Below are 20,364 nucleotides of genomic sequence, written 5' to 3'. Positions count from 1 at the left end.
CAAAAGTACGGATTTATGATCGTTTTTGAGCGCCGAAACTCGTTTTTATGCGTTTAGGGTCAGGGCCGGATCAATCTGACGCGTCTGAAATGTTCATTTTTATGCAAACCCATCAAAAAATAATCGTTTTTATGCAGCAAAACCTGATTTTGATCGTTACTCTCCATTTATAGGCATTTTTGATTTCAGCCGAGCTGTTCAAAGGAGTGTGACCGTGAGCGAGTTTCCCGTAGATCCCATCGGTGCTGCCTGGCTAGCGACGACATTCGGCGTGCTGCCGATGGCGCGGCTACCCGTGTTGAGTCAGGTGGGTAGCCGGCGGTTAACTCAAGTCGAAGACGGGTTTCGTCTTGAGACGTATACGGAGAATATGCGCCCCGATCCGGACCTCTCATCCCATCTGCAATTTCATCTGCGGCATGAAGTCCCGAACCTTGAATTCTTGAGTCGGCTGTTTACCAAGGTGGGTCCGGCACCGGTGCAAGACTGGTTAAATGTTGAGCCCACTGGCCAATATGCACGCCGGGCAGCGTTCCTGTTTGAGTGGCTCACCGGCGAGCAATTGCAAGCGCCCGAGCCCATAGGCGGTAAGTATGTCGACGCCATCAACGCCGATCTGATGGTGGCGGCGTCACCCGAAGAGGCGGTGAAAGTGCCGCGTTGGCGCGTGACTGACAACCTGCCAGGCACGCGCTACTTCTGCCCAGTCGTCGTCAAGACAGCAGCAGTCCAGTCAGCAGCGGACCTCGATGTGCCTCACCTCTTTGGTCAACTGACCGCAGAATTTGGCGAGGCGCTTCTGCTGCGCGCCGCGGCATGGATGACGCTGCGGGAAAGCAAAGCCAGTTTCGCCATTGAAGGGGAGGCGGATCGCTCTACGCGTATCCAGCGATTTGCAGATGTGTTGGCGCGACGAACCGGTCAGGGCGAATTGCCGCTCACCGATGCGGCACTGGCTGAGATGCAGGAAGAGATCCTTGGCGCAGTGACCACCCTGACCCGCCTGGGAATTCGGCAATCGCCGGTGTTTGTTGGAGAGACGGTTCGCTATCAGGAGATCGTCCATTATGTCGCGCCACCGGAAAGTGATCTGGAGCGGATGTTAGAAGGGATTCGCGTCTTTCTGAATCGCACTCAAGGGCAATCCCCGGTCATGCGCAGCGCTGTGGCGGCGTTTGCTTTCGTCTATATCCATCCGCTGGCTGATGGCAACGGCCGGGTCCATCGCTTCCTGATCAACGACATTTTGCGTCGTGATGGAGCCATTCCAGATCCGGTGATTCTTCCGATTTCAGCGGTTATCACCGACGACTCGGCCGAGCGGCGCCTGTATGACAGCGTGCTGGATCAGGTTTCAAAACCGCTCATGCAGGGCATACGAGACCAGGTAACGTTCGCCAGTACTCGCACGCAATACCCTGACGGCGTGGTCTCGAACATTGAATTCACGGGGCAGGAACAGGCACGCCCGGTGTGGCGATATCCAAACCTGGGGCCACACGTCGTGTTCATCTCGAACGTCATCCGCCGCACGATCACCGAACAGATGCGTGAAGAGTCGCGGTATTTACGCAGCCACATAAGGGCCAGGCAGGCGATCAAGGAAATCGTTGAAATGCCGGATCAACAGGCTGACCGACTCCTGCGATCCATTGAGCAGAACGAAGGGAAGCTGAGCAACGTACTGGCAAAGGAAATGCCGGTGCTGACAAGGCCGGACATTTGGGACGCCATTACCGAAGCGGTGGCTCAGTCGATGCGGGGGGAAGAACCGATCGACAGTGGCGTGAGTGATCGATATCACCCGAATCAGCCAGTGGGTAGATGACCGACTTACGCAAAAGCCCCGATTGATTCGGGGCTTTTTCATGCGTGCGATTTGTTTATGGCGCGACGTTACTGGCTCGGTTGTTACACGGCGCGGCTAGCACCTTCACTACGTCATCGATGATCGCCTTACTCATATCCTGCAAGTAATGCGATGCCCAGGCGTGCCGGTCGGTGTCGCGAACCATGGCCGCGTCTGACGCGAGCAGTTTGGCGACGTGGAGCAGATCGGAGGCGTGGGAGAGGGCTGCAATGACCGGGACGCCGGCGTTGATGCGGAAGAGCGGTTCGTTGGCGTGGTAGGAGAAAGGGGTGAGGCCGATGGTTTTGAGGTCTTGAGGGTTGGTCATTGGGCACCTCCGGTGTTTGGGCGGTGGTGGAGGATGACCGGTGGAGCGGTAGCGCAAATTTTGGACGGACCGGTAGCGGGCATTAGCAAAAACTCCTGAATCAAAGTTTGAGCTACCACGTTCGTTATCAGGCGAATGGGTGGCAGCTGTGCGCGGGCTGATAAACCGGAGATACAGGAACCCGGCAGACCCGAAGGTCTCCCACGCACAGCCGCCATTACACGGAAATGCAGGCACAAAAAAACGCCAACAATCGTGATTATGGGCGCTCGTGCGCCTGTATCTTACTCGGGTTATCAGGCCCGGTCGCTGAATTGGCAGCGACGACCTGAAGGTAGCTTGAGAGGGACGACTGCGCAATCGTGGCTAGGTGGTGGCGTGGAGGGCGGTTTAGTGATTTTTATGGCTGAGCAACAGTTAAACGAAGGAACACATCGACGCGCACATGTCGTCACCAGCGACACGTTCTAATAACGTGTCGCAGAAAGTGAAAAAAAGCGACACGTCAAAAGGCGGACTACATCAGAAGCGGCTGAGTCCTACTGCAAAATCGGACACCTGCGATATCTTACTAATTACACCAAGTAACTAATGATGTTCCCGCCCCCACCTTTTTCCCCTCCAGCTAACGCCCTACATTGAGCTCCAACGCCTACCCATTCATTCCGAAGGGCAGGTCACTTGGAGATTCCCTCATGCCTTTTGTCAGCGTTCGCATTACCCGCGATGGCGTTACCTCAGAGCAGAAAGCTCAGGTGATCGCCGAAATCACAGAAACCCTGGAGCGCGTCCTGAAGAAGGATCCGCACCTGACCCACATCGTGATCGAAGAAGTCGACACCGATAACTGGGGCTACGCCGGCATCACCACCACAAAGTATCGAAAGCAACTGGCTGAGGCGGAGGGCAAGTCATGACCGCGTCCGTCTCCATCGACTTCATCTCCGACGTGGTGTGCCCGTGGTGCGCATTGGGTGCGACAGCGCTGGAGCAAGCGATCGAGAACGTGGCGGGTGAGATTTCGGTGGAGCTGACCTACAAGCCTTTCGAACTGAACCCGGACATGCCGGCAGTCGGCGAAAAAGCGGTTGAGCATTTGATGCGCAAATATGGACGCACCGCCGCAGACGTTGCCGCCGGCAAAGCGATGCAAATCGAACGTGGCGCGGCCATCGGTTTCACCTTCGATCTGGAGAAGCGCACGCACTTCTACAACACGTTTGATGCGCACCGATTGCTGTTGTGGGCGTTGCAGGAAGGGCGGCAGATCGAGCTGAAGAAGATCCTGTTGCGCGCTTACTTCACTGACGGCCAGAACCCGAGCAACCGCGAAACCCTGGCTCGTCTGGCCGGGGAAGCGGGACTGGATGTGGCCGCTGCGCAAGAAGTGTTGGCCTCCGGAGCGTTCGCAAAAGAAGTGCGCGAGCTTGAGGCGTTCTACCGCCAGCACGGGATCAACTCGGTCCCGGCCATGATCCTCAACGGTCGTCACCTGGTGTCCGGATCGCAGTCGGTCGAGTACTACGAACAAATGCTGAGACAAATGGCCAAGGCCCCGGCCGAAGCCTGATTACTTACTTTTTTAAATCATCTTTTAATTAGCAGAGGTTCATCATGAGCAATTCGAAAAAAGTCATCGTCATTACCGGCGCGTCCCAAGGCCTCGGCGCCGGCATGGTCAAAGCCTTCCGCGATCTGGATTACAAAGTTGTCGCCACTTCGCGTTCGATCAAACCGTCCACCGACCCGGACATCCTCACCGTGGCGGGCGACATCGGCGACCCGGCGGTTGCGCAGCAAGTGATCCGTGAAGCGATCGCACGTTTTGGCCGCATCGATACGTTGGTCAACAACGCCGGGATCTTTATCGCCAAGCCGTTCACCGCATACACCGCTGAAGACTACGCCAATGTGTTGTCGGTGAACCTGAACGGCTTCTTCTACATCACCCAACTCGCGATCAACGAGATGGAAAAACAAGGCAAAGGCCATGTGGTCAACATCACCACCAGTCTGACGGACCACGCGGTTGATGGTGTGCCATCGGTGTTGGCTTCGCTGACCAAAGGTGGCTTGAACGCGGCGACCAAGTCCCTGGCAATTGAGTACGCCAAGCGCGGGATTCGGGTGAATGCGGTTTCGCCAGGCATCATCAAGACGCCGATGCATGGTGAGGAAACGCATGAAGCGCTGGGGAATCTGCACCCGGTTGGGCATATGGGTGAGATCGGTGACATTGCTCAGGCGGTTGTTTATCTGGATAGCGCCAACTTTGTTACCGGGGAGATTCTGCACGTGGATGGTGGGCAGAGCGCTGGTCACTAAGAGCGGGTTTTTCAAACGCCAGAAACAACAAAGCCCTCGTATTTCTACGAGGGCTTTGTTTTGTGTGGTGCCGGCACCAGATGGAACATTGAATCCGTGCCCTTTTTTCTACAGGCAAGAAAGCTCCACATCTTCGTCGTCAGGGACTTCGTCAGTGACAATCACTCGTGCGTGCGCGCTGTGCTCGTCCTCCATGCGCAACCCGAAGTAGCGGGTATCGTTGGCGTCCCAAAATGCCTCTATCTGCGCCATGGGTGCATGTTCAAGCAGCACCTCGGCGCTGCGCTCCAAGATGATCGAGTAACGTCGTTCGGTGTTCATTACAAAGGGGCTCGCAACGGCGGAGAGGATTGTGCATAAGCACTGCTGTCATTATGCCGTCTCACAGCTTTTCGACCGTAACCGCTCATCGTTTCGGGGAGGGATGTAGATGCGCGGTACCCGAATGGGATGCGGCGATTCGCGATCCTTCAGCGAGAGGGGAGCGAGCGTAGGACCCAAAAACAAAAAAGGCCCACCTTTCGGTGAGCCTTTTTCGATATTGCGTATGGTGCGGCACCAGACAAACGGTAGGTTTCATCTAGGCTAGGTTTTCTGCGGGTCTGGAATTCGGTGGAAAATTTGGCGTACCCCAACTAGTAACTATAAATAAATCAGCTAGTTATGGCTTTCAGTGGAATCGAATCCGGAAGCTAAAGGCGTCAGCACGTTGTCGTGCCTGGACGTAAATCATCCAGAGCAGCATACAGCAGGTAAAAATTTTGGGTTCGAACATTGCCGATTATTATCACCATGGGTAATAGGCAGGAGTCGGCACAGAAGCGGTTTTCGGCTTCCCCCAAACAAGGGACTTTCGTCGCAGTTAAAATTGTTTTCCTTCACGGTCCGGGCTAATCTCAATAGTTCGAAATCCAAACACTTAAGTACATGCAGATCATACTGCCTTTGCAATAGTAATTAAAATAACGGTCAGGCCGAAGTTGACGTTTAGGAAATGTTATTAGTAGGAGGCTTAATGGCAGGGTTCTTAGATAAAAATGCGCCATCCCCAGAGGCTGAATACTCGCGATATTTAGATGGTGATATATTAGGGAAAATTTTAACTAAGAATTTTCTGATTAATCGCGCTGGATATAGGTTTGAAAATATTTTTGTCCCGGTCGGACGTTACGGCGATGCAGAAACTAAATATTTAGACCCTGGCCAAGTTGTCGTTGATCCTGGTGATGGGTACATTGAAACCGAAATTGGAAAAGTAACTTTTGAAATAAAGTGTGCGCGCATAAATATTGCGAATAGGGATAAGGGGAAAGTCGCCGAAAATTGGGCCTTTAACAACATTCTTACATCACCAGGAAAGACAAAGAAAAAATACGACTTATTGATTGCAATCGGAGTTGATCTGTTAGGGTTGGAGAACGCCAGATACTGGGAACACCTTCAAAATAGAAAAAACAAACTTCAAGAAAGCGGGAGGTCATTCTCTTTGGAGACTCAAGCTCATCAAGTAGATTTTCTTGATATATGTAGCTTTTTTATTATACCTTTCAGCGAGATAAATAAGAATTATTTCAGAGTGACCTTGTCTGCCATTTCAAAAAGCTTATATTGTCAGAATTTGGCGTCGGGTTCTGACTCTGAACGATGCATGGCTGTTTGGAAGGGCGCTTTAGGAGAACTAGCAAAAGCTCATGAGGCAATACAATAGAGCGATATGCATTGGTAAACACCCGCCTCAAAATAAAATCGTCCCCTTTGGGCTGAAGGCAGTTAATTACTTTTATATCGGTTGCCAGGCTTTCTCCTTGGTCTGGCCCTGAGGCGACCAATGCCGCTGATAACCTAACGAAAATTACTCATCCTTGGAGGTGTCCTATGACGATTTTTATACAAAAGCCTATCTTTTGGAACGCGAGCAAAACAAAAGAAGGACGGATTTATTTACTATTTTGGTGGGTTCCGTCCCTTGGCACACATCTTAGCTAAAAAATTAATCTGTCCTCTTTGTCCGTCCAGACTTTAAAACGATGCCTACGTTTTCACACAACCTGGACCCAAAGCAGACGTTGGCCAAAGGACGCAATCCAAACCAATTCGGACATCCGAGTGAGCGCAGATAGAGCTAGCAACTCACATTCAGTGGATGAAAATCCATGCTGACTATTACGAATCAGGACTAGCGTAGGAAGTGGAGAATAGCCGCACATAGGCGCGCCCAGAATGAAGGGGGCTTACTATCGGAGGGGATGGATTGCGGTGGATGCGGTTTTGTCAGGCTCAACTTTGCCTGGTTCCGCTGTTCGACGTGGCGAGCCTTGTCTAAAAGATCGCGTTCTTCGATGCGCGCAATGCGTGCTGCCGACATGGTGTTAGACCAGACGATTTCGTTTCGCCGGATCCAGTAATGCGAGCGACAGGTGTATTTCCAGTTACCAATCGACGGAGAAAGGCTCACGCGACCGTTCAGATTTGTCAATTGCCAGTCAGCCGGCGACAAAGGCGTAACTACTTTCTCGCCGCAGCCGCAAGCGCACAGATGCGAGGCGGTCCGATATTGTTCGCTGATATATAGCACGCCTGGCACCAACGCCTGCGGAATGAACTTGACGAATTCGGGGCGCATTGTGCTCATTCGACGCCGTCCAGGCGCTTCGGGCCGCGATTGAGGCTCATCAGATTTACGCCGAATGAGAGGTTGTAAGGTTTGAAATCGTCTCCGTAGAAGCCCAAGTACTGCTTCCATTTGATAACGGCAAGCATCGCGTTGATCGCATTCATGTCAGCGACCTGAATGTTCTGGCGATACAGTACGTCGTCGTCGTCGGAATCCATTGGGATGTAATCAGTGACATGGTTCGATTTCGTCGGGGTAACAAGTGTCGCGCGACAGGTGCCAATCAGCGAGTTGGTCTGTGCAACGAGTTTCAAGTTCATTCCAGTGTCAACGAACGAGATTTCCTTATCGATGAGGAACTCTACGAGCATCGCTCTAATCGTACCCTTGTCGACGCAAATGAACACAAAGTCGAACCCGGCAAGCTCGTGGACGTTGCTCTGGTCTAGGAAGTAGGCATGGCTCATGATGCCGCGCCTCATCGGATCATATTTTCGGGCGAAGTAGTCCGTTTTCGGTTCCCTCGCGTTTACTTCCGCGATAGATGCTGCGCCGGGTGCTCGGAATGCGTTGTGACTGCCCAAGATGTCACCGTCAAATAGATGGATTTCTCCGACAGGTGTCTTCGCAATTTGATCGAGCAAGTACGATCCCGTACCGCCTAAGCCCACGATAGCCACGCGTCTAACTGCCAACTTCGCGGAAATCGCCAAGATTTCTGCGCGTGCGGAGGCTGTATCTGGGTAGCGGAATACTGACTCGTTCTCCTGAGTTTCAACAACCTCGCCGGTGCACGCATCCACTTCCGAATCGATGGCCTTTGCCTGGTTCTGGATCATCCGGACGTAGTAGGTAATCTTTGCGTAATGGTCCGGGTAACCGTTTACATACTGGTTGGGCTTACTGGAAAAACGGTTGCGAACCGTGAGGCCGGGCAGCAGCTCCCGCACACTAGGATCACTACCCAGATCCAGCACAGTACCGTCCGGGTAGCACGGATATTCCTCCGTCCACCAGACTTGGTGGTTATCTCCTGGCCCATTCGGCGGAACTACTTGCTCGCCCTGCTTTAGATACAGGCAGACGAGAGTGCCGTAGCGCACCACCTTTCTCGCTGTTACAAAGGGGATCGAGTGAACGAGCAAGTGCTGATCACGGACCTCCACCTTGTAGCCTTCCAGGCGGAGACGCTCCATGGCGCTATTAGGATCGATTGGATTTGATGACATTGAAGCTCATCTCCTTATGGATTTTGGTGCTCTGCCCCTTCGTTAACGTCCCGTCTGGACCGTGTTCAGTGGCATAGTCCACGGAGTAGGTGATGTCGAATGGGCCCTCCGGGAAGGCCATGCGCACTATCTCCTCGTAGCTGATTTGTTGCTGTGTGACGGTGTAAGGCTGGCCGTTGATGACGATCTCTACCGGCTTGTTGTGGCCAGGGGCGTTTTCTGAATGCTCGTTGCTCATGTAAGCAATCTCCTAAGTGGTTGGCCTGCTGTCTTTGGCAGGCAACCTGATGACAGAACTGCCACGTTTACAAAAATCAATGTATCATGTGGTTGTGTAAACCTTACCGGTAGGTTTACAACGAGTCAATATAATTGTTTTTTTGTAAACTACGAGGAGCGATATGCTAGGAGCGAGGATCAGACAAGGTCGTGCTGCTGCAGGCCTGTCCTTGCGCGACTTGGCGCAGTCGATTGGGCTCAGTGCCATGGCAATTTCCAAGTACGAGCGCGACCAAGCAAAACCGTCATCAGAGACATTGCTACGCTTGGCAAGGGCCTTGAATGTCCGGACCGAGTACTTCTTCCGGCAGTCAGAGTTTGAGTTGTCGGAGGTGGAGTTCAGGAAGCACTCCAAGCTCTCACCGAAGGATGAAGATAAGGCGCTTGCGGACGTCCGGGAGCAGTTGGAGCGCTGGTTTGAACTGGAGACCATCGTACCGGCGTCCTGGCCCAAAGACTTCACTCTTCCCCCAGATCTACCAACCCAAGTGACGACCTACGCAGAGATCGAGACTGTCGCGGAGACGGTCCGGAAGCATTGGCAGCTAGGAAATGGCCCGATCCGGAATTTAGTGGACAGAATGGAGGAGGAAGGCATCAAGGTTGTCCTCACTCCGCACGACGGAGGTAAAAAGTTCGACGGTCTGGTGGCCAAGGCCAACACCCATACTGTGGTCGTTGTTGGTAGCGATTGGCCGGGCGATCGCCAACGCTTCACCTTGGCGCATGAACTGGGGCATCTTGTGCTCAATCGCCGTATTTCCTCGGAACTGGACGAGGAGCGTGCCTGTAATCGTTTCGCGAGTGCCTTCCTTGCTCCCAAAGGGGAAGCCATTCGTAGCTTGGGTGAATCCCGGTCATGGTTGGAGCCTCAAGAGTTATACCTGCTCAAGCGTGAGTGGGGCTTGAGCATGAATGGCTGGATATACCGAGCACAGGACTTAGGCATCATTAACAAATCCGCGGCCCGCCGCCATTGGGAGTTCTTTGCACAGCAGGGGGAGGGGACTACCACTTGGCGGGAACAGGAGCCGGGCGACCCCTATCCCAAGGAGTGTCCTCGTCGATTCGACCAATTGGTGTATCGGGCGCTGGCGGAGGAGCTGATTGGTGAGTCCAAGGCTGCTGAGCTGCTGAGCATTCCTCTCATTGAACTGCGTTCACGGCGACGCATGGATGCAACCAATGCAGTTGGTCGTAACTGACACTAACATCATCATTGATCTGGATGCTGGCGGATTGCTAGAAGATATTTTTTGTCTTCCAAATGTCGAGTTTTGTGTCCCTGACGTGCTTTACGTTGAGGAACTGGCCGATGCTTACGGCATCCTGCCGGGCTTGGGACTGAAAGTTCTGCCACAGCCTCCAGAAGCCGTAGGTTACGTGGAGCAACTTAGACCACGCTTCAAGAGGCAAAGCTCGAACGATCTTTTCGCACTAGCCTTGGCGCGAACGTTGAATGGCGCGTTGCTTGCCGGGGACTGTGCGATGAGTGAGGTTGCCCGCGCAGAGCAGATCAAGGTACACGGAATGGTTTGGCTGATGGAACAGCTGCTCGTAGCGCGCATTATTCCAGTTGGCCGCGTCGCATCCACCTACGAGGTCATGCAGCGTGAGGGCTGCCGCTTGTCTTGGGTTGAGGCTTCGGCGCAAGTGCTGCGCTGGCAAGAGGCCTGAATGGCTATCTGCCCAAACAAAGTGCGTTCTTCTGAGCCAGAAACCAGACGGCGCTGGGTTTCCGCTTTTGGCCCGTTCATATTTTTTGGAATATGAGTATTTGTGGCCGAAAAAGATAGCGCACCTTTGTATGCTCCTTGCGACTATTTAGTCGCAAGGAGGGAGTTGGTTTAAGGCATTTTCCAGATTTGTTGTGCTACTGCAATATAGACTGCAGCTCGTTTTCCGATGTCGGCTTTCTCAAAGTCTGTAATACTAACTAAGCAAATTTGAGGGTTCGCTTTAAGATAAGTTGTGACGGTTGGATTGCTCTGATAAAAGCCGTCGCACAAGGACTGTGACAGAATGTTTTCTGACGAGTAAGCATGAAGCTTTTTAGTATATGGATCATCCTGGAGGGATCGGTTCCGCGAACGAGATAGTAAAATAAGTGCGCCTAAAAGATTTCTTGAGTCGGCGTAGTCTTTTGCATCTGTGAATCCGTGATTTGTTGGAAGCGCAGTAGTATCAAATGAGTCTTTTAAAAGGTGTTCGATGTCAAAAGTCTTGTAACCTCTGTCCCGCTGCCAGAATGTTGTGAATCCAACCTTATTTGTTAGTGAAAATGCATCTTCTAAATGACACGCAATCCTAGCAAGGATATATAGTATGTCTGAGCGATCTGTTTTTGTGTAACGGAACTGGTCTAAGCGTGGAATGCTGGAGAAGTACTTAGGCCACTCAGTTTGAATGTATTGTAGAAGCTGAGGGTAGTCCTTTTTTCTAAAGTCTTTAGCTAAATTGAACGATATTTCTTTGAGGTTGTCGTAGTTGTTGGCTTTTCCATCAATGGTGCGCGATGTCAGCACTAAATCAATAAATTGTGAGGCGATTCTAATCTTGTTTTGCCATTGTGTGGTCGTGTCGTTGATGCTGATCGCAGCCATTAAAATCATTGCTTGGAAACTAAATCTTCTTGAGGCATTGTAGTAGATGCACTCGTGACCGACTTTAAGTTCACTCTCTGCGTTTTTTATAAATATATAGATTTCTGAGAATTTTGTTATGTCATCTTTTGCAAATCTTGCATAATCATCCGCATTATTTAAACCAAGTGCTTGCGTGTTATCCTCAAACCAGCGATGGTAAGAGTCACCGATTATGTCGAAATCACCTGCAGGATCGCCTTTCGTCTTACCCCTCATTGTATTAGCCCACTGTGCGCGAAATAAATTTCTGAAAAATAGCGAGTCCTCTTCGGGATCAATGGTCCGAAGTTTTCGAATTACCTCGACCCACGCTTCATGGCAAGAATGGCTATCGGCGGCTACTTTAATTTCAGAAAGTATCAAGCCTTTAAGTAAGTCAATGGGGCCGAGGCGTAAACCTCTATCATTCATGGTCACAAAAACGCGATGAGCTTCTGACTCGCTTTCTACAGAAATATCAATCAGCAAAACTCTTTCTTTTACATAGTCTATGAAATAGGCAATGCCATCTCTAACTGTGTCGTCCAATAAAGAGTCAGTGGTGCGTAGTGCTTCAATTATTTTTTTATCACCATCGTCTATGTCTGCAACGTCTTCGGCATCTTGCATTGCATCAACGAGAGCTTTACTGTTGTCTAAATAGGCATTGAAAATTAATTTTCTGGACTCGGAAAACTCGATAGAGTAATCCATTTTTCCGTAGCTTAAATTTCCAAGTAAAGTCGATAGGTCTGCGGCATCTTTGATGTCGTTATCTTTTCGATATCTCTCAAGGTAAGCAAGTATAAGAAAGGTGGAGGTGAGCCGTTGTTGTCCATCGATAAGAGGTTTTTTGCCATCGGACTCTTTGGATGTAATAATTGAGCCCAAAAAATATGGTAAGTAATTGGCTACCTCCTGTCGCCCATGGGTAGGGTCAAAGCATAATATGAAGGTATTTTGTATGTCGTTAAGAAGCTCGGCAAAATGACGTGTTTCCCATTTGTACTCTCGCTGAAAATATGGAAGCGAGTAGTGGCTTTGAAAACAGGTTTTAATGCTCTGTGTGGACGGGTTAACGTATGCCATGTTATTCCTTAATTTTCTAGAGCGATCCATGCAATGGCGCGCTATCGGGTACCCCTACCTGCATTGTCTGTCAATGTTTAGGCTTGAGTAAAGGCACGTTGCCATCGGTGGCGTGGTTGAAGCCATCAAAGTGACTGAGTCGCCTCTGAATTCATAGTCGCTTCTCGAATGGATGTTTTGGCCGATGCTATCGAAAAGTCCGAGTGGGCAAACTCAACGCGCGCTGAGCTTGGAAATCATCCATTTTGCACGCTGCTACGCAAAATATGATCCGGGGTTAGCGCCTGCTCTACGTCCAGATTTCAATCTCAGAGAGACATTTTTCGATCGCCGAAACCGTCGGTGGCCTTTTCAACAGAATCGGCCGGTTGCTGACCTTAGCCTAGCAGTTGAACTGCCAGGATTTTCCTAAGCGTAGAGTGAGTAAATGCACGGTCAGCAGATAGTAATAGCGCGTCGATTCAGCGTGCTGGTTCACGTGATGGTTTAGAAACCAGTCGAGATGCTTCCGCTGCCAGGCCCATGGATTCTCTCGGTGCCAACGATTAGTGATCGCTGCTTGAATGGCCTTTGCTTGGCGAAGGTGGCGTTGGCGTGTGGTATGCGACCCGGTCAGGACGCCTGACAGGAATAGCTCCATATCGAATGCCGTGCTCATACTCGACCACCAATGTAAGCCGACACCACGTCAATACGGCCGTGTCCGAGTTCATAGCTGATTTGTACTCGGGCCTCCTGATCGAGGCGTCGGTCGAGTTGGTAGCAGTAGCCATCGTTGATAGGCGCGGGATGCTGGGTGATTTGTTCATAGCGTTCGCATGCAAAGGCCGCCCGTAATTCATGAAAGCCTTTAAGGTTGTGCTTATGGAGGAGGTCCCGTGCGGGGCGGACGATTTCCCGTTGGAAATCGAGGTGGCTTTCGTTCGGTGCAAGCAGGTTGCGGCTACCGTCGGGCGAGACTTGTTCGGCATATTTCAGCGCGTCGCGAATATGATCATCTACCGTGATCCAGCGAGGTGCCGACGCACCGGAGCGGCCACCTTTGGTGCCGTCCTGGATGTTGATTCTGCCGAACTCCTCGGCTTCCCGTTGCAGGCGAGGAAGGTCGGCCAAAATGGTCTCTCGCAAGCGCATTCCGGTGGCTCGTGCCAACTGAGCGATGGCGGCCGCGCGCGATTGCTGATGCTCACAAAGCACCTCGACGATCCGCTTAACCTGTTCGCGGTCTTGGCCTTGCGGCACCGAGCAACGAACACTGGTGCGCCGCATTCCCAACGCCTTGCTCGGACTCGACACCTTCACATGCTGATCACCGCGAAGCGCGGCCATCGTTCGGTTCACGCTGGACAGCCGGTTTTGCGCGGTGGCGATGACGAGTTCACCTCGTTCAACTTGCTGACGCAGATGCTTGGCGTAATCCAGCAACGACTGCCGATCGATTTGCCGCGCATCATTGAACCCCGGTCCATCGTCCGACCGACACCAGCGCACAAACGCCTGCCAGCGATCACTGTGCGCTTTGACCGTGCCGTAATGCCCGCCGCCAAACAGATCTTTCAATGCCTGTGGCCCGGCATAACTCAGTTGTCGACCATAGCCAAAATTTCGCCCGTTACGTCTACTTACCAACGCCATGATCAAACTCCTCTCGAAGCCAAACCGTTTGAAGTCTTTCCCCACGTCATCCCGCCACGAATGTTGAGTGTTATCAGGGATCAAGGCCCCTGCGACCTGTGAGGGTTGTCCACTAGCGCGGGACTGGCGGCTCCTTACGACCGGGAGCTTGGGCATCTCATGATCTGGCCTCCTGAACACTTCCGAGGAAGTGGGCGGGTGGAGGCTGCACTGGCTGACGAGACCGGCGCCGCGAGATCCTGGGTCGGGTGAAGGCAGTGAGGCGATGACCAGGGCGTGCCTGACTGTCAGTCAGGTGCAGTCCATTCCGTGGGCTGCGGCACCATCATCTGCATCGCTGTTGCTGGTGACTTCGGTGTTTGTCACGCCGATTGTCACAAGGGGGAATGCCGCAAAGCCTTGTACGAGTTGGGCTGCAGCAGCGGTAGGAGCGCCCGTCTCTTTCTGGGAGAAAGAGACGGGCGCAGGTTGGCGCAGTGAAATGGCCAAGCGGGTAGGTTGCTGCAGGGCAGCTGGGGAGGGGGATGTATTTGCCGCAATGGCAATGATCTGAAGTAGGCATCCATCACTCGGTGAGTGACCGTGCGAGCCACCGGACGCTAATCGCACTTTGGGAGAACCACCACGGTGTGGCGTAGCCTTAAAGGTTCTGGCTACCTGGGTTGCTGTCAACGACAGCGCTTTGCCCGACCTTTTCTACGCCTGTGGATAATTTGGGTCAAGGCTCGAATTTTGGGAATTCTGCGGCTGTGGATTAAATTATCCACCGGTGGAAATCAGTGGTTTTCCACAGACAGTTTGCGTGAGCTTTAGATTTTTTAAATGAGGTCCATCCAAGCAGGGCGGCTTTGCAGCCCCGCTTGGATGGACCCGCGTGGAAGGGCGGACTGCGGTGATCTCACAGGCTTACCCACGTTTGAATGCGCCACGGCTATTTTGTAGGGCTGTGATGTTGTCGCCGACTGGATGAGCGAACTCGTGAGGCGTTACATGCCCACTGCGGTTGGCATCAATGTAGTTGCTCCACCACGCCATGATCAGCCGGCGCTGCTCGAGGAATTCGGCCTTGTGGATATACGCGGCGCGCACGCGGTTGCGTTCCTTGTGGCTCATTTGCCGTTCGATGGCGGCGTCTGTCCACAGTCCTGACTCCAGCAAGGCGCTACAGGCCATGGTTCTGAAGCCATGGCCGCACACATCCTTGGCAGTGTCATAGCCCACGTTGCGCAGCACAGAGTTAACCGTGTTCTCGGACATGGGCTTCCAGTACTTGTGGTCGCCTGGTAGCACCAACTCTGAAAAGCGACTGAGGCTACGCAGGCGCTCCAGTATTTCGATGACCTGCGGCGACAGTGGGACCATTTGAATGTCGCCGTTCATCTTGGTCCCCCGTGTGGAGTTGCGTACCCCTTCAATCGGTGCGCGCGTATCGGGGATTTCCCACATGGCGCGTTGGAGGTCGAACTCACTCCATCGAGCGAAGCGCAGTTCGCTGGAGCGGACGAATACATGCAATGTCAACAGGACGGCGAGGCGGGTCAATTCGCGACCGTGGTAGTTGTCGATGCGGTGCAGCAGTTCGGGCAGGCGATTGAGGGAGAGGGCAGGGCGGTGGACTGTACGCGGCGCGTGAATCGAGCCTGCCAGATCCAGCGCAGGGTTCATGGTGATTTGCCGAGCCCTTTTGGCACCGCGCATGATAGTGGATAAGTAGTTCTGCACCCTTAGCGCCACATCCATGGTGCCGCGTTCCTTGATGCGCTGGGTGATCTCTAGCAGATCGTGGGTATCGAGTTCGGCGATGGGCCGTTGGCCGATCAGCGGGAAGACGTGGGTACGCAGTCGGCTCATCACTGTTTTCGCGTGGCCTTCGGTCCAGCGGCGGGACATATCGGCGTGCCACTCCAAGGCAACGGTTTCAAAAAGTAGAGCCGCTCGTTGGGCTGCGATCTTGGCCTTCTTCTTCTCTTCCATAGGATCGAGGTTGTCGAGCAGCAGTGCCTTGGCCTCGTCGCGCTTACGCCTTGCGACGGCCAAAGGCACGATGGGGTAATTGCCGATGATCAGCGTGCCTTCCTTGCCGCTGGGCTTGAAATACCTCAGGCGCCAGGTCTTGACGCCGTTGGGTTTGACGAAGAGGTACATGCCGCCGCCGTCGAACAGTTTGTAGGCGCGTTCGCGGGGTTTGGCCGTGCGGCATTGCAGGTCGCTGAGAGGGGTCGCTAGGCGTGGCATAGGGGTACGGTCTCCAGATAGCAAAGACGCTGTACCCCTAAGATAGCCGCTGGGAAGGGGGATTTTGTTGGATCCCGACAGAGGGTCCTGGAACGAAAAAACCCGCCAAAGGGCGGGTTTTCGGGGCTTCCAGAGCATTCGGTGGAATGCAATGGAGCCTAATGTGGTGCCGGCACCAGGAGTCGAACCCGGGACCTACTGATTACAAGTCAGTTGCTCTACCAACTGAGCTATACCGGCGTGTTGGGCGACGATTATAGCGATTGGGTTGGTTCTGTAAACCCCTGAATTCAGACTATTTTTGCGCAGGCGTCAGGTCAGGCGCGTAGCAGGGTTTTCTTTAGTTTCTGGATGGCTTGCCAGGTGCGGCTGTTTTGCATTGCGCGCAGCTGTGCTTCGGCCTGTTCGGCGCGTTGCAGGGCGGTGGCGAGTTGCTGTTCGGCATCGCCGATGGGGTGGCTGAAGTTGTGGCCTTTGCAGAACTGGAATTCATCCAGGTTGCACGGCGGGATGTCGAAGGCGGGTTTGAGGTTCAGGTGTTCTTCGGCGAGGTAGTAGGTGTTGATGCCGTCGAACAGGATGGAGTGGTAGCCGGCGCCGGTGACGAGGGTTTCCCAGGTCTGGTCGCGGTCCCACGGGGTTTCGATGAGGATGACCCATGGCCGCCACTGGGTGAAGTCCATGCCGCGCAGGACGGTTTCTTCGTGGCCTTCGACGTCGATTTTCAGGAAGTGGATCGGGCGGCCCTGGGCGTGTTCTTCGCAGATGGACGTCAGGGTGCGGGACTGGACGGTTTGGCTGCGCACGTCCATGCCGGCGTCTTTGTGCATTTGCGCCATGGCCGGGTCGACGGTCGAGAGGCCGGTGCCGGCGATGCCATAGAAGGTCAGGCTGTCGGCGCTTTCGCCGGCCACGCATTGCAGGTTGGTGTCTTTGGGACGCTGCTGGCACAGGGCTTCGTAGTAGTTGGGCATCGGTTCGACGTTGATGCCGCTCCAGCCGTGGTCGTAGAACGCTTTGGTGACCGAGTCATGGGTCGGATCGTTGGCGCCGACGTCGATATAGAAGCCGTTCTCGACGGTTTTGAGGGCGCGCCACAGGCGTATGTCTTCGAAGTTCTGTGCGTAGGAAATGAACGTCACGGTCGCATCCTGTCGGTCGAATTTTCTTGTTCGTGGTCGCGCTGACGGCGTCCTTGCGTGTTTGTATAACAAGAGTCGGGAGGCGGTGCAATTTTCCCCGCGTGAGGTCCGGGTTTAGGCGCTTATGTCCTTTGCATTGAATGCTTATGCACAACGGCGGCGGTGGCATTCTGCGCTCACCGGTGTTTTTGTGGACCTGTTCTCATTGGTGCGCAAATCCCTGTTTTTCTGGATTTTTTCGTGAGTGTACGAAAAATGAACAGTTGCGTTTCACCTCTGAAACAGCCGTAGATATTGGATCCATGATAATTTCATCAACAGAGTTATCCACAGGCTGTGGCTTTTATGGGCGTTCCGCCAAGAGCAGGACATTACGCGGCGTCAGCGGGGTTTCGCAGAAGGTCCCGAGGCGAACGGTGTAACCCTGATCGGCAAGGAAAAGGGCGCGATCGAGGACCAGCCAAAGCTCCAACGGACGTCGGAAAAGTCCGCGCAGCAGCTCCAGATTGCGCACGTGCGCCAAGCGTTGCCATCCAGCAGCTTCGACAGCGGACCAATCTTGCGAACCGACTGTGGATAAGTCTTTCAGTGCGGCCAGATGATGGCAGTACTCGGCGAAGGACTTGTCCAGCCAGGCACTCGGCAGGGAAGGGGTGGGCAGGTATTCATCGACGCCGCGCAATTGCCGTTGCAGCACGTCGAAACCCAGGCGCCGGGCCATGGAGGTGTCGCGTTGACGTCGTACGCGAGCGCCAGCGGTGACGGTTTCGCTCATGGGCAGGGCGAGATCGTCGAGGGACAGCTGTAGGTCGGATCGCAAACCGACCGAGGAAAGCGGCTGATAGGCCGGAAGATTGATCCGGTTATAACAGCACGGCGCGATGGCCAATTGTTTGCACCCCGCCGCGCTGGCGAGCTGGATCAACCGCACATGCAAATCACCGCAGGCGTGTAGCGCCACCGTTGTGTGATCAACAGTCAATAAATTCGCGGTTTCAGGCGCGAGCACATCCTGTTCGACGTGCAGCGCCCGCAATTGATGACGCTGGCTGAGTGCCTGTCCGCTGGCCACCAGGGCCGGGTCGTATTCCAGGCAGGTCAGTTGTTGCCCGGTTTGCAGTAAACGCCGACCCAAGTGGCCCTTGCCCGAACACCAATCCAGCCAATGCTTCGGCGCTGCCGCAAACGACAGGCGACTGGCGAACGCCTCGATTTGTTGCCACTTGCGTCCCGGTACATCGACGTTCAGCCGATGCCCGGCCGCTTGCAGCGAATGCGCCGGTAATTCACCCACAGAACTCAATTCATGGGACAGCGCAGCCAATGAAGCAAACGGCTCCGGCGCATGCAGCAAACAAGGTTGGTTATGCGCAAGTTCTGCGTCGTCCAGCGACCGTTCCCGTAGCCAAAGTGCCAATTCCGGGTAGGACGTTTCCCAAGGCAGATGCAGATGAGTAAACGGACGCGGTTTCCACAGCGCTTGATGCTCGATCAGGAAAGCATCCAGCGCGGTGAAGCGGGCGAGCAGGGCCTCGCCCGTCAGCACGCGGGAGGAATCAACGCCCTTGGCAGGCATCGACGCGCAACCAGCGCTCCAGCAGCTTGAAGCCACGAACCAGTACGTAAGCCATCAACAAATAGAACATGCCCGCGGCGAAGAAGATCTCCACCGGCAGGTAGGTCCGGGCAATGATGGTGCGGGCCATGCCGGTCAACTCCAGCAGGGTCACGGTACTGGCCAGGGCGCTGGCCTTGAGCATCAGGATCACTTCGTTGCTGTAGGCCGGCAGGCCGATGCGCGCAGCTCGCGGCAGGATGATGTAGAACAGCGCTTTGGCGCGGGACATGCCCAACGCGCGCGCCGCTTCGATTTCACCCGGCGGAATCGCCTGGATCGCGCCGCGCAGGATCTCGGCGATGTAGGCCGCCGTGTGCAGGGTCATGGTCGCGGTGGCGCACCAGAACGGATCGCGCAGGTACGGCCACATCGGGCTGTTACGAATTGCATCGAACTGAGCCAGGCCGTAATAGACAAGGAACAGCTGGACCAGCAACGGCGTGCCACGGAAAAAGAAGATGTAGCCGTAGGGAAATGCCCGCACGTACCAAAGCCGCGACGAACGCGCGATGCCCAACGGAATCGCCAGCAGCAAACCGGCGATCACGGCGATGGCCACCAGTTCCAGAGTCAGCGTTGCGCCTTGGGCCAGTTTCGGCAGCCACTTGATGATGACTTCCCAGTTCATTGGGTGCTCCTCGCGAAGCCGCGCGCGGCACGTCGTTCCATCAAGTGCATGCCGCTCATGGCGAGCACGGTCAGGCCCAGGTACATGAACGCGGCCACCATATAGAAGGTGAACGGTTGCTTGGACACGGTCACGCCGATTTGCGCGTGGCGCATGATTTCTTCCAGGCCGATGACCGATACCAGCGCGGTGTCTTTCATCAGAATCATGAACAGGTTGCCAAGGCCCGGCAGGGCGATGCGCCACATCTGCGGCATGATCAGTTTGGTAAAGATGCGGAATTTCGACAGGCCCAACGCCACGCCGGCTTCACGGTGACCTTTGGGAATCGCCAGGATCGCGCCGCGAAACACTTCGGTGGCGTAGGCGCCAAAGCACAGGCCCAGCGCGATCACGCCGGCGGCGAAGGCATTGAGTTCGAGATCGGGATTGCCGAAAAACTCGCCCAGGGCACGCATCAGGTTGACCGTGCCGAAGTAGATCAACAGCACCCAGAGCAATTCCGGGATGCCGCGAACCAGTGTCGAATAAGTGCCGCCAAGCCATTGCAACGGCTTGTACGGGGATGTCTTGGCCAAGGCGCCGAGCAAACCGAGCACCAGCCCCAGACACAAGGCCGAGAGTGCCAGTTTCACAGTCATCAGCGCGCCAGCGGCGAGCGCCGGGCCGAATCCGTAGAGATCGATAGTCATGGGTTTCTTTTCAAATCGCGGCAGGCAATGCCATGGACTGGCGCCGTTAGCGAACGGCGCCGGTCCGGCAGGTCAGA

The 20,364-nt window shown here is 54.2% G+C and carries 20 protein-coding genes and 1 tRNA gene; 7 read left to right on the top strand and 14 right to left on the bottom strand.

Annotated features, from left to right (window positions below):
* The first annotated feature begins 214 nt into the window (after positions 1-214).
* A complete protein-coding gene (locus tag H8F22_RS27045) occupies positions 215-1,828 on the top strand; it encodes a Fic family protein (RefSeq protein WP_194940909.1) in 1,614 nt (537 codons plus the stop codon).
* Positions 1,829-1,883: 55 nt separating this feature from the next.
* Here H8F22_RS27045 and H8F22_RS27040 read toward each other — a convergent pair whose 3' ends face one another.
* Positions 1,884-2,177: a DUF3077 domain-containing protein gene (locus H8F22_RS27040; protein WP_059181811.1), complete on the bottom strand. Its 294-nt coding sequence runs from the start codon at positions 2,175-2,177 to the stop codon at positions 1,884-1,886.
* A gap of 695 nt (positions 2,178-2,872) precedes the next feature.
* Between H8F22_RS27040 and H8F22_RS27035 the strand changes: the two genes are divergently transcribed.
* Genes H8F22_RS27035 through H8F22_RS27025 form a run of 3 tightly spaced genes read left to right on the top strand, consistent with a single transcriptional unit; the run spans position 2,873 to position 4,502 of the window.
* Positions 2,873-3,094: a tautomerase family protein gene (locus H8F22_RS27035; RefSeq protein ID WP_027922199.1), complete on the top strand. Its 222-nt coding sequence runs from the start codon at positions 2,873-2,875 to the stop codon at positions 3,092-3,094.
* Positions 3,091-3,747, top strand: coding sequence for a DsbA family oxidoreductase (locus H8F22_RS27030; RefSeq protein ID WP_194940908.1), 657 nt, complete (start codon positions 3,091-3,093; stop codon positions 3,745-3,747). Before H8F22_RS27035 ends, H8F22_RS27030 begins: the two co-directional genes overlap by 4 nt.
* A gap of 44 nt (positions 3,748-3,791) precedes the next feature.
* Complete coding sequence (locus tag H8F22_RS27025) at positions 3,792-4,502, top strand: SDR family NAD(P)-dependent oxidoreductase (RefSeq protein WP_027922197.1); 711 nt, start codon at positions 3,792-3,794, stop codon at positions 4,500-4,502.
* Between the two features lie 108 nt (positions 4,503-4,610).
* Here the strand turns inward: H8F22_RS27025 and H8F22_RS27020 are convergent, their stop codons facing one another.
* The gene (locus H8F22_RS27020; protein WP_194940907.1) at positions 4,611-4,823 is read right to left on the bottom strand and encodes a hypothetical protein; all 213 of its coding nucleotides are present in this window, start codon (positions 4,821-4,823) and stop codon (positions 4,611-4,613) included.
* Between the two features lie 694 nt (positions 4,824-5,517).
* Here H8F22_RS27020 and H8F22_RS27015 point away from each other — a divergent pair.
* Positions 5,518-6,210 carry a hypothetical protein gene (locus H8F22_RS27015; protein ID WP_194940906.1) on the top strand — a complete coding sequence of 231 codons (693 nt, stop codon included), beginning with the start codon at positions 5,518-5,520 and terminating at the stop codon, positions 6,208-6,210.
* Between the two features lie 468 nt (positions 6,211-6,678).
* Here H8F22_RS27015 and H8F22_RS27010 read toward each other — a convergent pair whose 3' ends face one another.
* From H8F22_RS27010 to H8F22_RS27000, 3 genes are read right to left on the bottom strand one after another with little or no spacing between them, the layout of a single operon-like run.
* Positions 6,679-7,134, bottom strand: coding sequence for a DUF6527 family protein (locus H8F22_RS27010; protein WP_194940905.1), 456 nt, complete (start codon positions 7,132-7,134; stop codon positions 6,679-6,681).
* Positions 7,131-8,345, bottom strand: a complete 1,215-nt coding sequence (locus tag H8F22_RS27005; RefSeq protein ID WP_194940904.1) for a ThiF family adenylyltransferase — start codon at positions 8,343-8,345, stop codon at positions 7,131-7,133. Before H8F22_RS27005 ends, H8F22_RS27010 begins: the two co-directional genes overlap by 4 nt.
* Entirely contained in the window at positions 8,320-8,583 is a 264-nt protein-coding gene (locus tag H8F22_RS27000) for a multiubiquitin domain-containing protein (protein ID WP_194940903.1), read from the bottom strand. Before H8F22_RS27000 ends, H8F22_RS27005 begins: the two co-directional genes overlap by 26 nt.
* Before the next feature lie 163 nt (positions 8,584-8,746).
* Here H8F22_RS27000 and H8F22_RS26995 point away from each other — a divergent pair, with 163 nt between their 5' ends.
* The gene (locus H8F22_RS26995) at positions 8,747-9,829 is read left to right on the top strand and encodes an XRE family transcriptional regulator (protein ID WP_194940902.1); all 1,083 of its coding nucleotides are present in this window, start codon (positions 8,747-8,749) and stop codon (positions 9,827-9,829) included.
* Positions 9,810-10,301, top strand: coding sequence for a PIN domain-containing protein (locus H8F22_RS26990; RefSeq protein WP_194940901.1), 492 nt, complete (start codon positions 9,810-9,812; stop codon positions 10,299-10,301). Before H8F22_RS26995 ends, H8F22_RS26990 begins: the two co-directional genes overlap by 20 nt.
* A 170-nt stretch (positions 10,302-10,471) precedes the next feature.
* Here the strand turns inward: H8F22_RS26990 and H8F22_RS26985 are convergent, their stop codons facing one another.
* From H8F22_RS26985 to H8F22_RS26950, 9 genes are all read right to left on the bottom strand, one after another.
* Positions 10,472-12,337, bottom strand: coding sequence for a DUF262 domain-containing protein (locus tag H8F22_RS26985; protein ID WP_194940900.1), 1,866 nt, complete (start codon positions 12,335-12,337; stop codon positions 10,472-10,474).
* A 382-nt stretch (positions 12,338-12,719) separates the two neighbouring features.
* Entirely contained in the window at positions 12,720-12,995 is a 276-nt protein-coding gene (locus tag H8F22_RS32740) for a hypothetical protein (protein WP_228758962.1), read from the bottom strand.
* On the bottom strand, positions 12,992-13,972 hold the full coding sequence (locus H8F22_RS26980; protein WP_194940899.1) for an integrase domain-containing protein: 981 nt from the start codon (positions 13,970-13,972) through the stop codon (positions 12,992-12,994). The genes H8F22_RS32740 and H8F22_RS26980 overlap by 4 nt, the downstream gene beginning before the upstream one ends.
* 906 nt (positions 13,973-14,878) lie before the next feature.
* On the bottom strand, positions 14,879-16,207 hold the full coding sequence (locus H8F22_RS26975) for a tyrosine-type recombinase/integrase (protein WP_194940898.1): 1,329 nt from the start codon (positions 16,205-16,207) through the stop codon (positions 14,879-14,881).
* A 164-nt stretch (positions 16,208-16,371) separates the two neighbouring features.
* A tRNA-Thr gene (locus tag H8F22_RS26970) sits at positions 16,372-16,447 on the bottom strand.
* Between the two features lie 77 nt (positions 16,448-16,524).
* The gene (locus H8F22_RS26965) at positions 16,525-17,349 is read right to left on the bottom strand and encodes an FkbM family methyltransferase (RefSeq protein WP_059181801.1); all 825 of its coding nucleotides are present in this window, start codon (positions 17,347-17,349) and stop codon (positions 16,525-16,527) included.
* Between the two features lie 343 nt (positions 17,350-17,692).
* Positions 17,693-18,925, bottom strand: a complete 1,233-nt coding sequence (locus H8F22_RS26960) for a methyltransferase (RefSeq protein WP_194940897.1) — start codon at positions 18,923-18,925, stop codon at positions 17,693-17,695.
* A complete protein-coding gene (locus tag H8F22_RS26955) occupies positions 18,906-19,595 on the bottom strand; it encodes an ABC transporter permease (protein ID WP_027922192.1) in 690 nt (229 codons plus the stop codon). Before H8F22_RS26955 ends, H8F22_RS26960 begins: the two co-directional genes overlap by 20 nt.
* Entirely contained in the window at positions 19,592-20,287 is a 696-nt protein-coding gene (locus tag H8F22_RS26950) for an ABC transporter permease (protein WP_027922191.1), read from the bottom strand. The genes H8F22_RS26955 and H8F22_RS26950 overlap by 4 nt, the downstream gene beginning before the upstream one ends.
* Positions 20,288-20,364 lie beyond the last annotated feature (77 nt).

The sequence above is a fragment of the Pseudomonas mucoides genome, assembly GCF_015461845.1.
Classification (GTDB): Bacteria; Pseudomonadota; Gammaproteobacteria; order Pseudomonadales; family Pseudomonadaceae; genus Aquipseudomonas; species Aquipseudomonas mucoides.
This window is presented reverse-complemented; position numbering and strand designations above follow the sequence as displayed.

What these genes read in the sequence shown, in the direction of transcription:
- H8F22_RS27040 (WP_059181811.1), bottom strand. Translation starts at nt 2,177, where the DNA reads ATGACCAACCCTCAAGACCTCAAAACCATCGGCCTCACCCCTTTCTCC.
- H8F22_RS27035 (WP_027922199.1), top strand. Translation starts at nt 2,873, where the DNA reads ATGCCTTTTGTCAGCGTTCGCATTACCCGCGATGGCGTTACCTCAGAG.
- H8F22_RS27030 (WP_194940908.1), top strand. Translation starts at nt 3,091, where the DNA reads ATGACCGCGTCCGTCTCCATCGACTTCATCTCCGACGTGGTGTGCCCG.
- H8F22_RS27025 (WP_027922197.1), top strand. Translation starts at nt 3,792, where the DNA reads ATGAGCAATTCGAAAAAAGTCATCGTCATTACCGGCGCGTCCCAAGGC.
- H8F22_RS27020 (WP_194940907.1), bottom strand. Translation starts at nt 4,823, where the DNA reads ATGAACACCGAACGACGTTACTCGATCATCTTGGAGCGCAGCGCCGAG.
- H8F22_RS27015 (WP_194940906.1), top strand. Translation starts at nt 5,518, where the DNA reads ATGGCAGGGTTCTTAGATAAAAATGCGCCATCCCCAGAGGCTGAATAC.
- H8F22_RS27010 (WP_194940905.1), bottom strand. Translation starts at nt 7,134, where the DNA reads ATGAGCACAATGCGCCCCGAATTCGTCAAGTTCATTCCGCAGGCGTTG.
- H8F22_RS27005 (WP_194940904.1), bottom strand. Translation starts at nt 8,345, where the DNA reads ATGTCATCAAATCCAATCGATCCTAATAGCGCCATGGAGCGTCTCCGC.
- H8F22_RS27000 (WP_194940903.1), bottom strand. Translation starts at nt 8,583, where the DNA reads ATGAGCAACGAGCATTCAGAAAACGCCCCTGGCCACAACAAGCCGGTA.
- H8F22_RS26995 (WP_194940902.1), top strand. Translation starts at nt 8,747, where the DNA reads ATGCTAGGAGCGAGGATCAGACAAGGTCGTGCTGCTGCAGGCCTGTCC.
- H8F22_RS26990 (WP_194940901.1), top strand. Translation starts at nt 9,810, where the DNA reads ATGCAGTTGGTCGTAACTGACACTAACATCATCATTGATCTGGATGCT.
- H8F22_RS26985 (WP_194940900.1), bottom strand. Translation starts at nt 12,337, where the DNA reads ATGGCATACGTTAACCCGTCCACACAGAGCATTAAAACCTGTTTTCAA.
- H8F22_RS32740 (WP_228758962.1), bottom strand. Translation starts at nt 12,995, where the DNA reads ATGAGCACGGCATTCGATATGGAGCTATTCCTGTCAGGCGTCCTGACC.
- H8F22_RS26980 (WP_194940899.1), bottom strand. Translation starts at nt 13,972, where the DNA reads ATGGCGTTGGTAAGTAGACGTAACGGGCGAAATTTTGGCTATGGTCGA.
- H8F22_RS26975 (WP_194940898.1), bottom strand. Translation starts at nt 16,207, where the DNA reads ATGCCACGCCTAGCGACCCCTCTCAGCGACCTGCAATGCCGCACGGCC.
- H8F22_RS26960 (WP_194940897.1), bottom strand. Translation starts at nt 18,925, where the DNA reads ATGCCTGCCAAGGGCGTTGATTCCTCCCGCGTGCTGACGGGCGAGGCC.
- H8F22_RS26955 (WP_027922192.1), bottom strand. Translation starts at nt 19,595, where the DNA reads ATGAACTGGGAAGTCATCATCAAGTGGCTGCCGAAACTGGCCCAAGGC.
- H8F22_RS26950 (WP_027922191.1), bottom strand. Translation starts at nt 20,287, where the DNA reads ATGACTATCGATCTCTACGGATTCGGCCCGGCGCTCGCCGCTGGCGCG.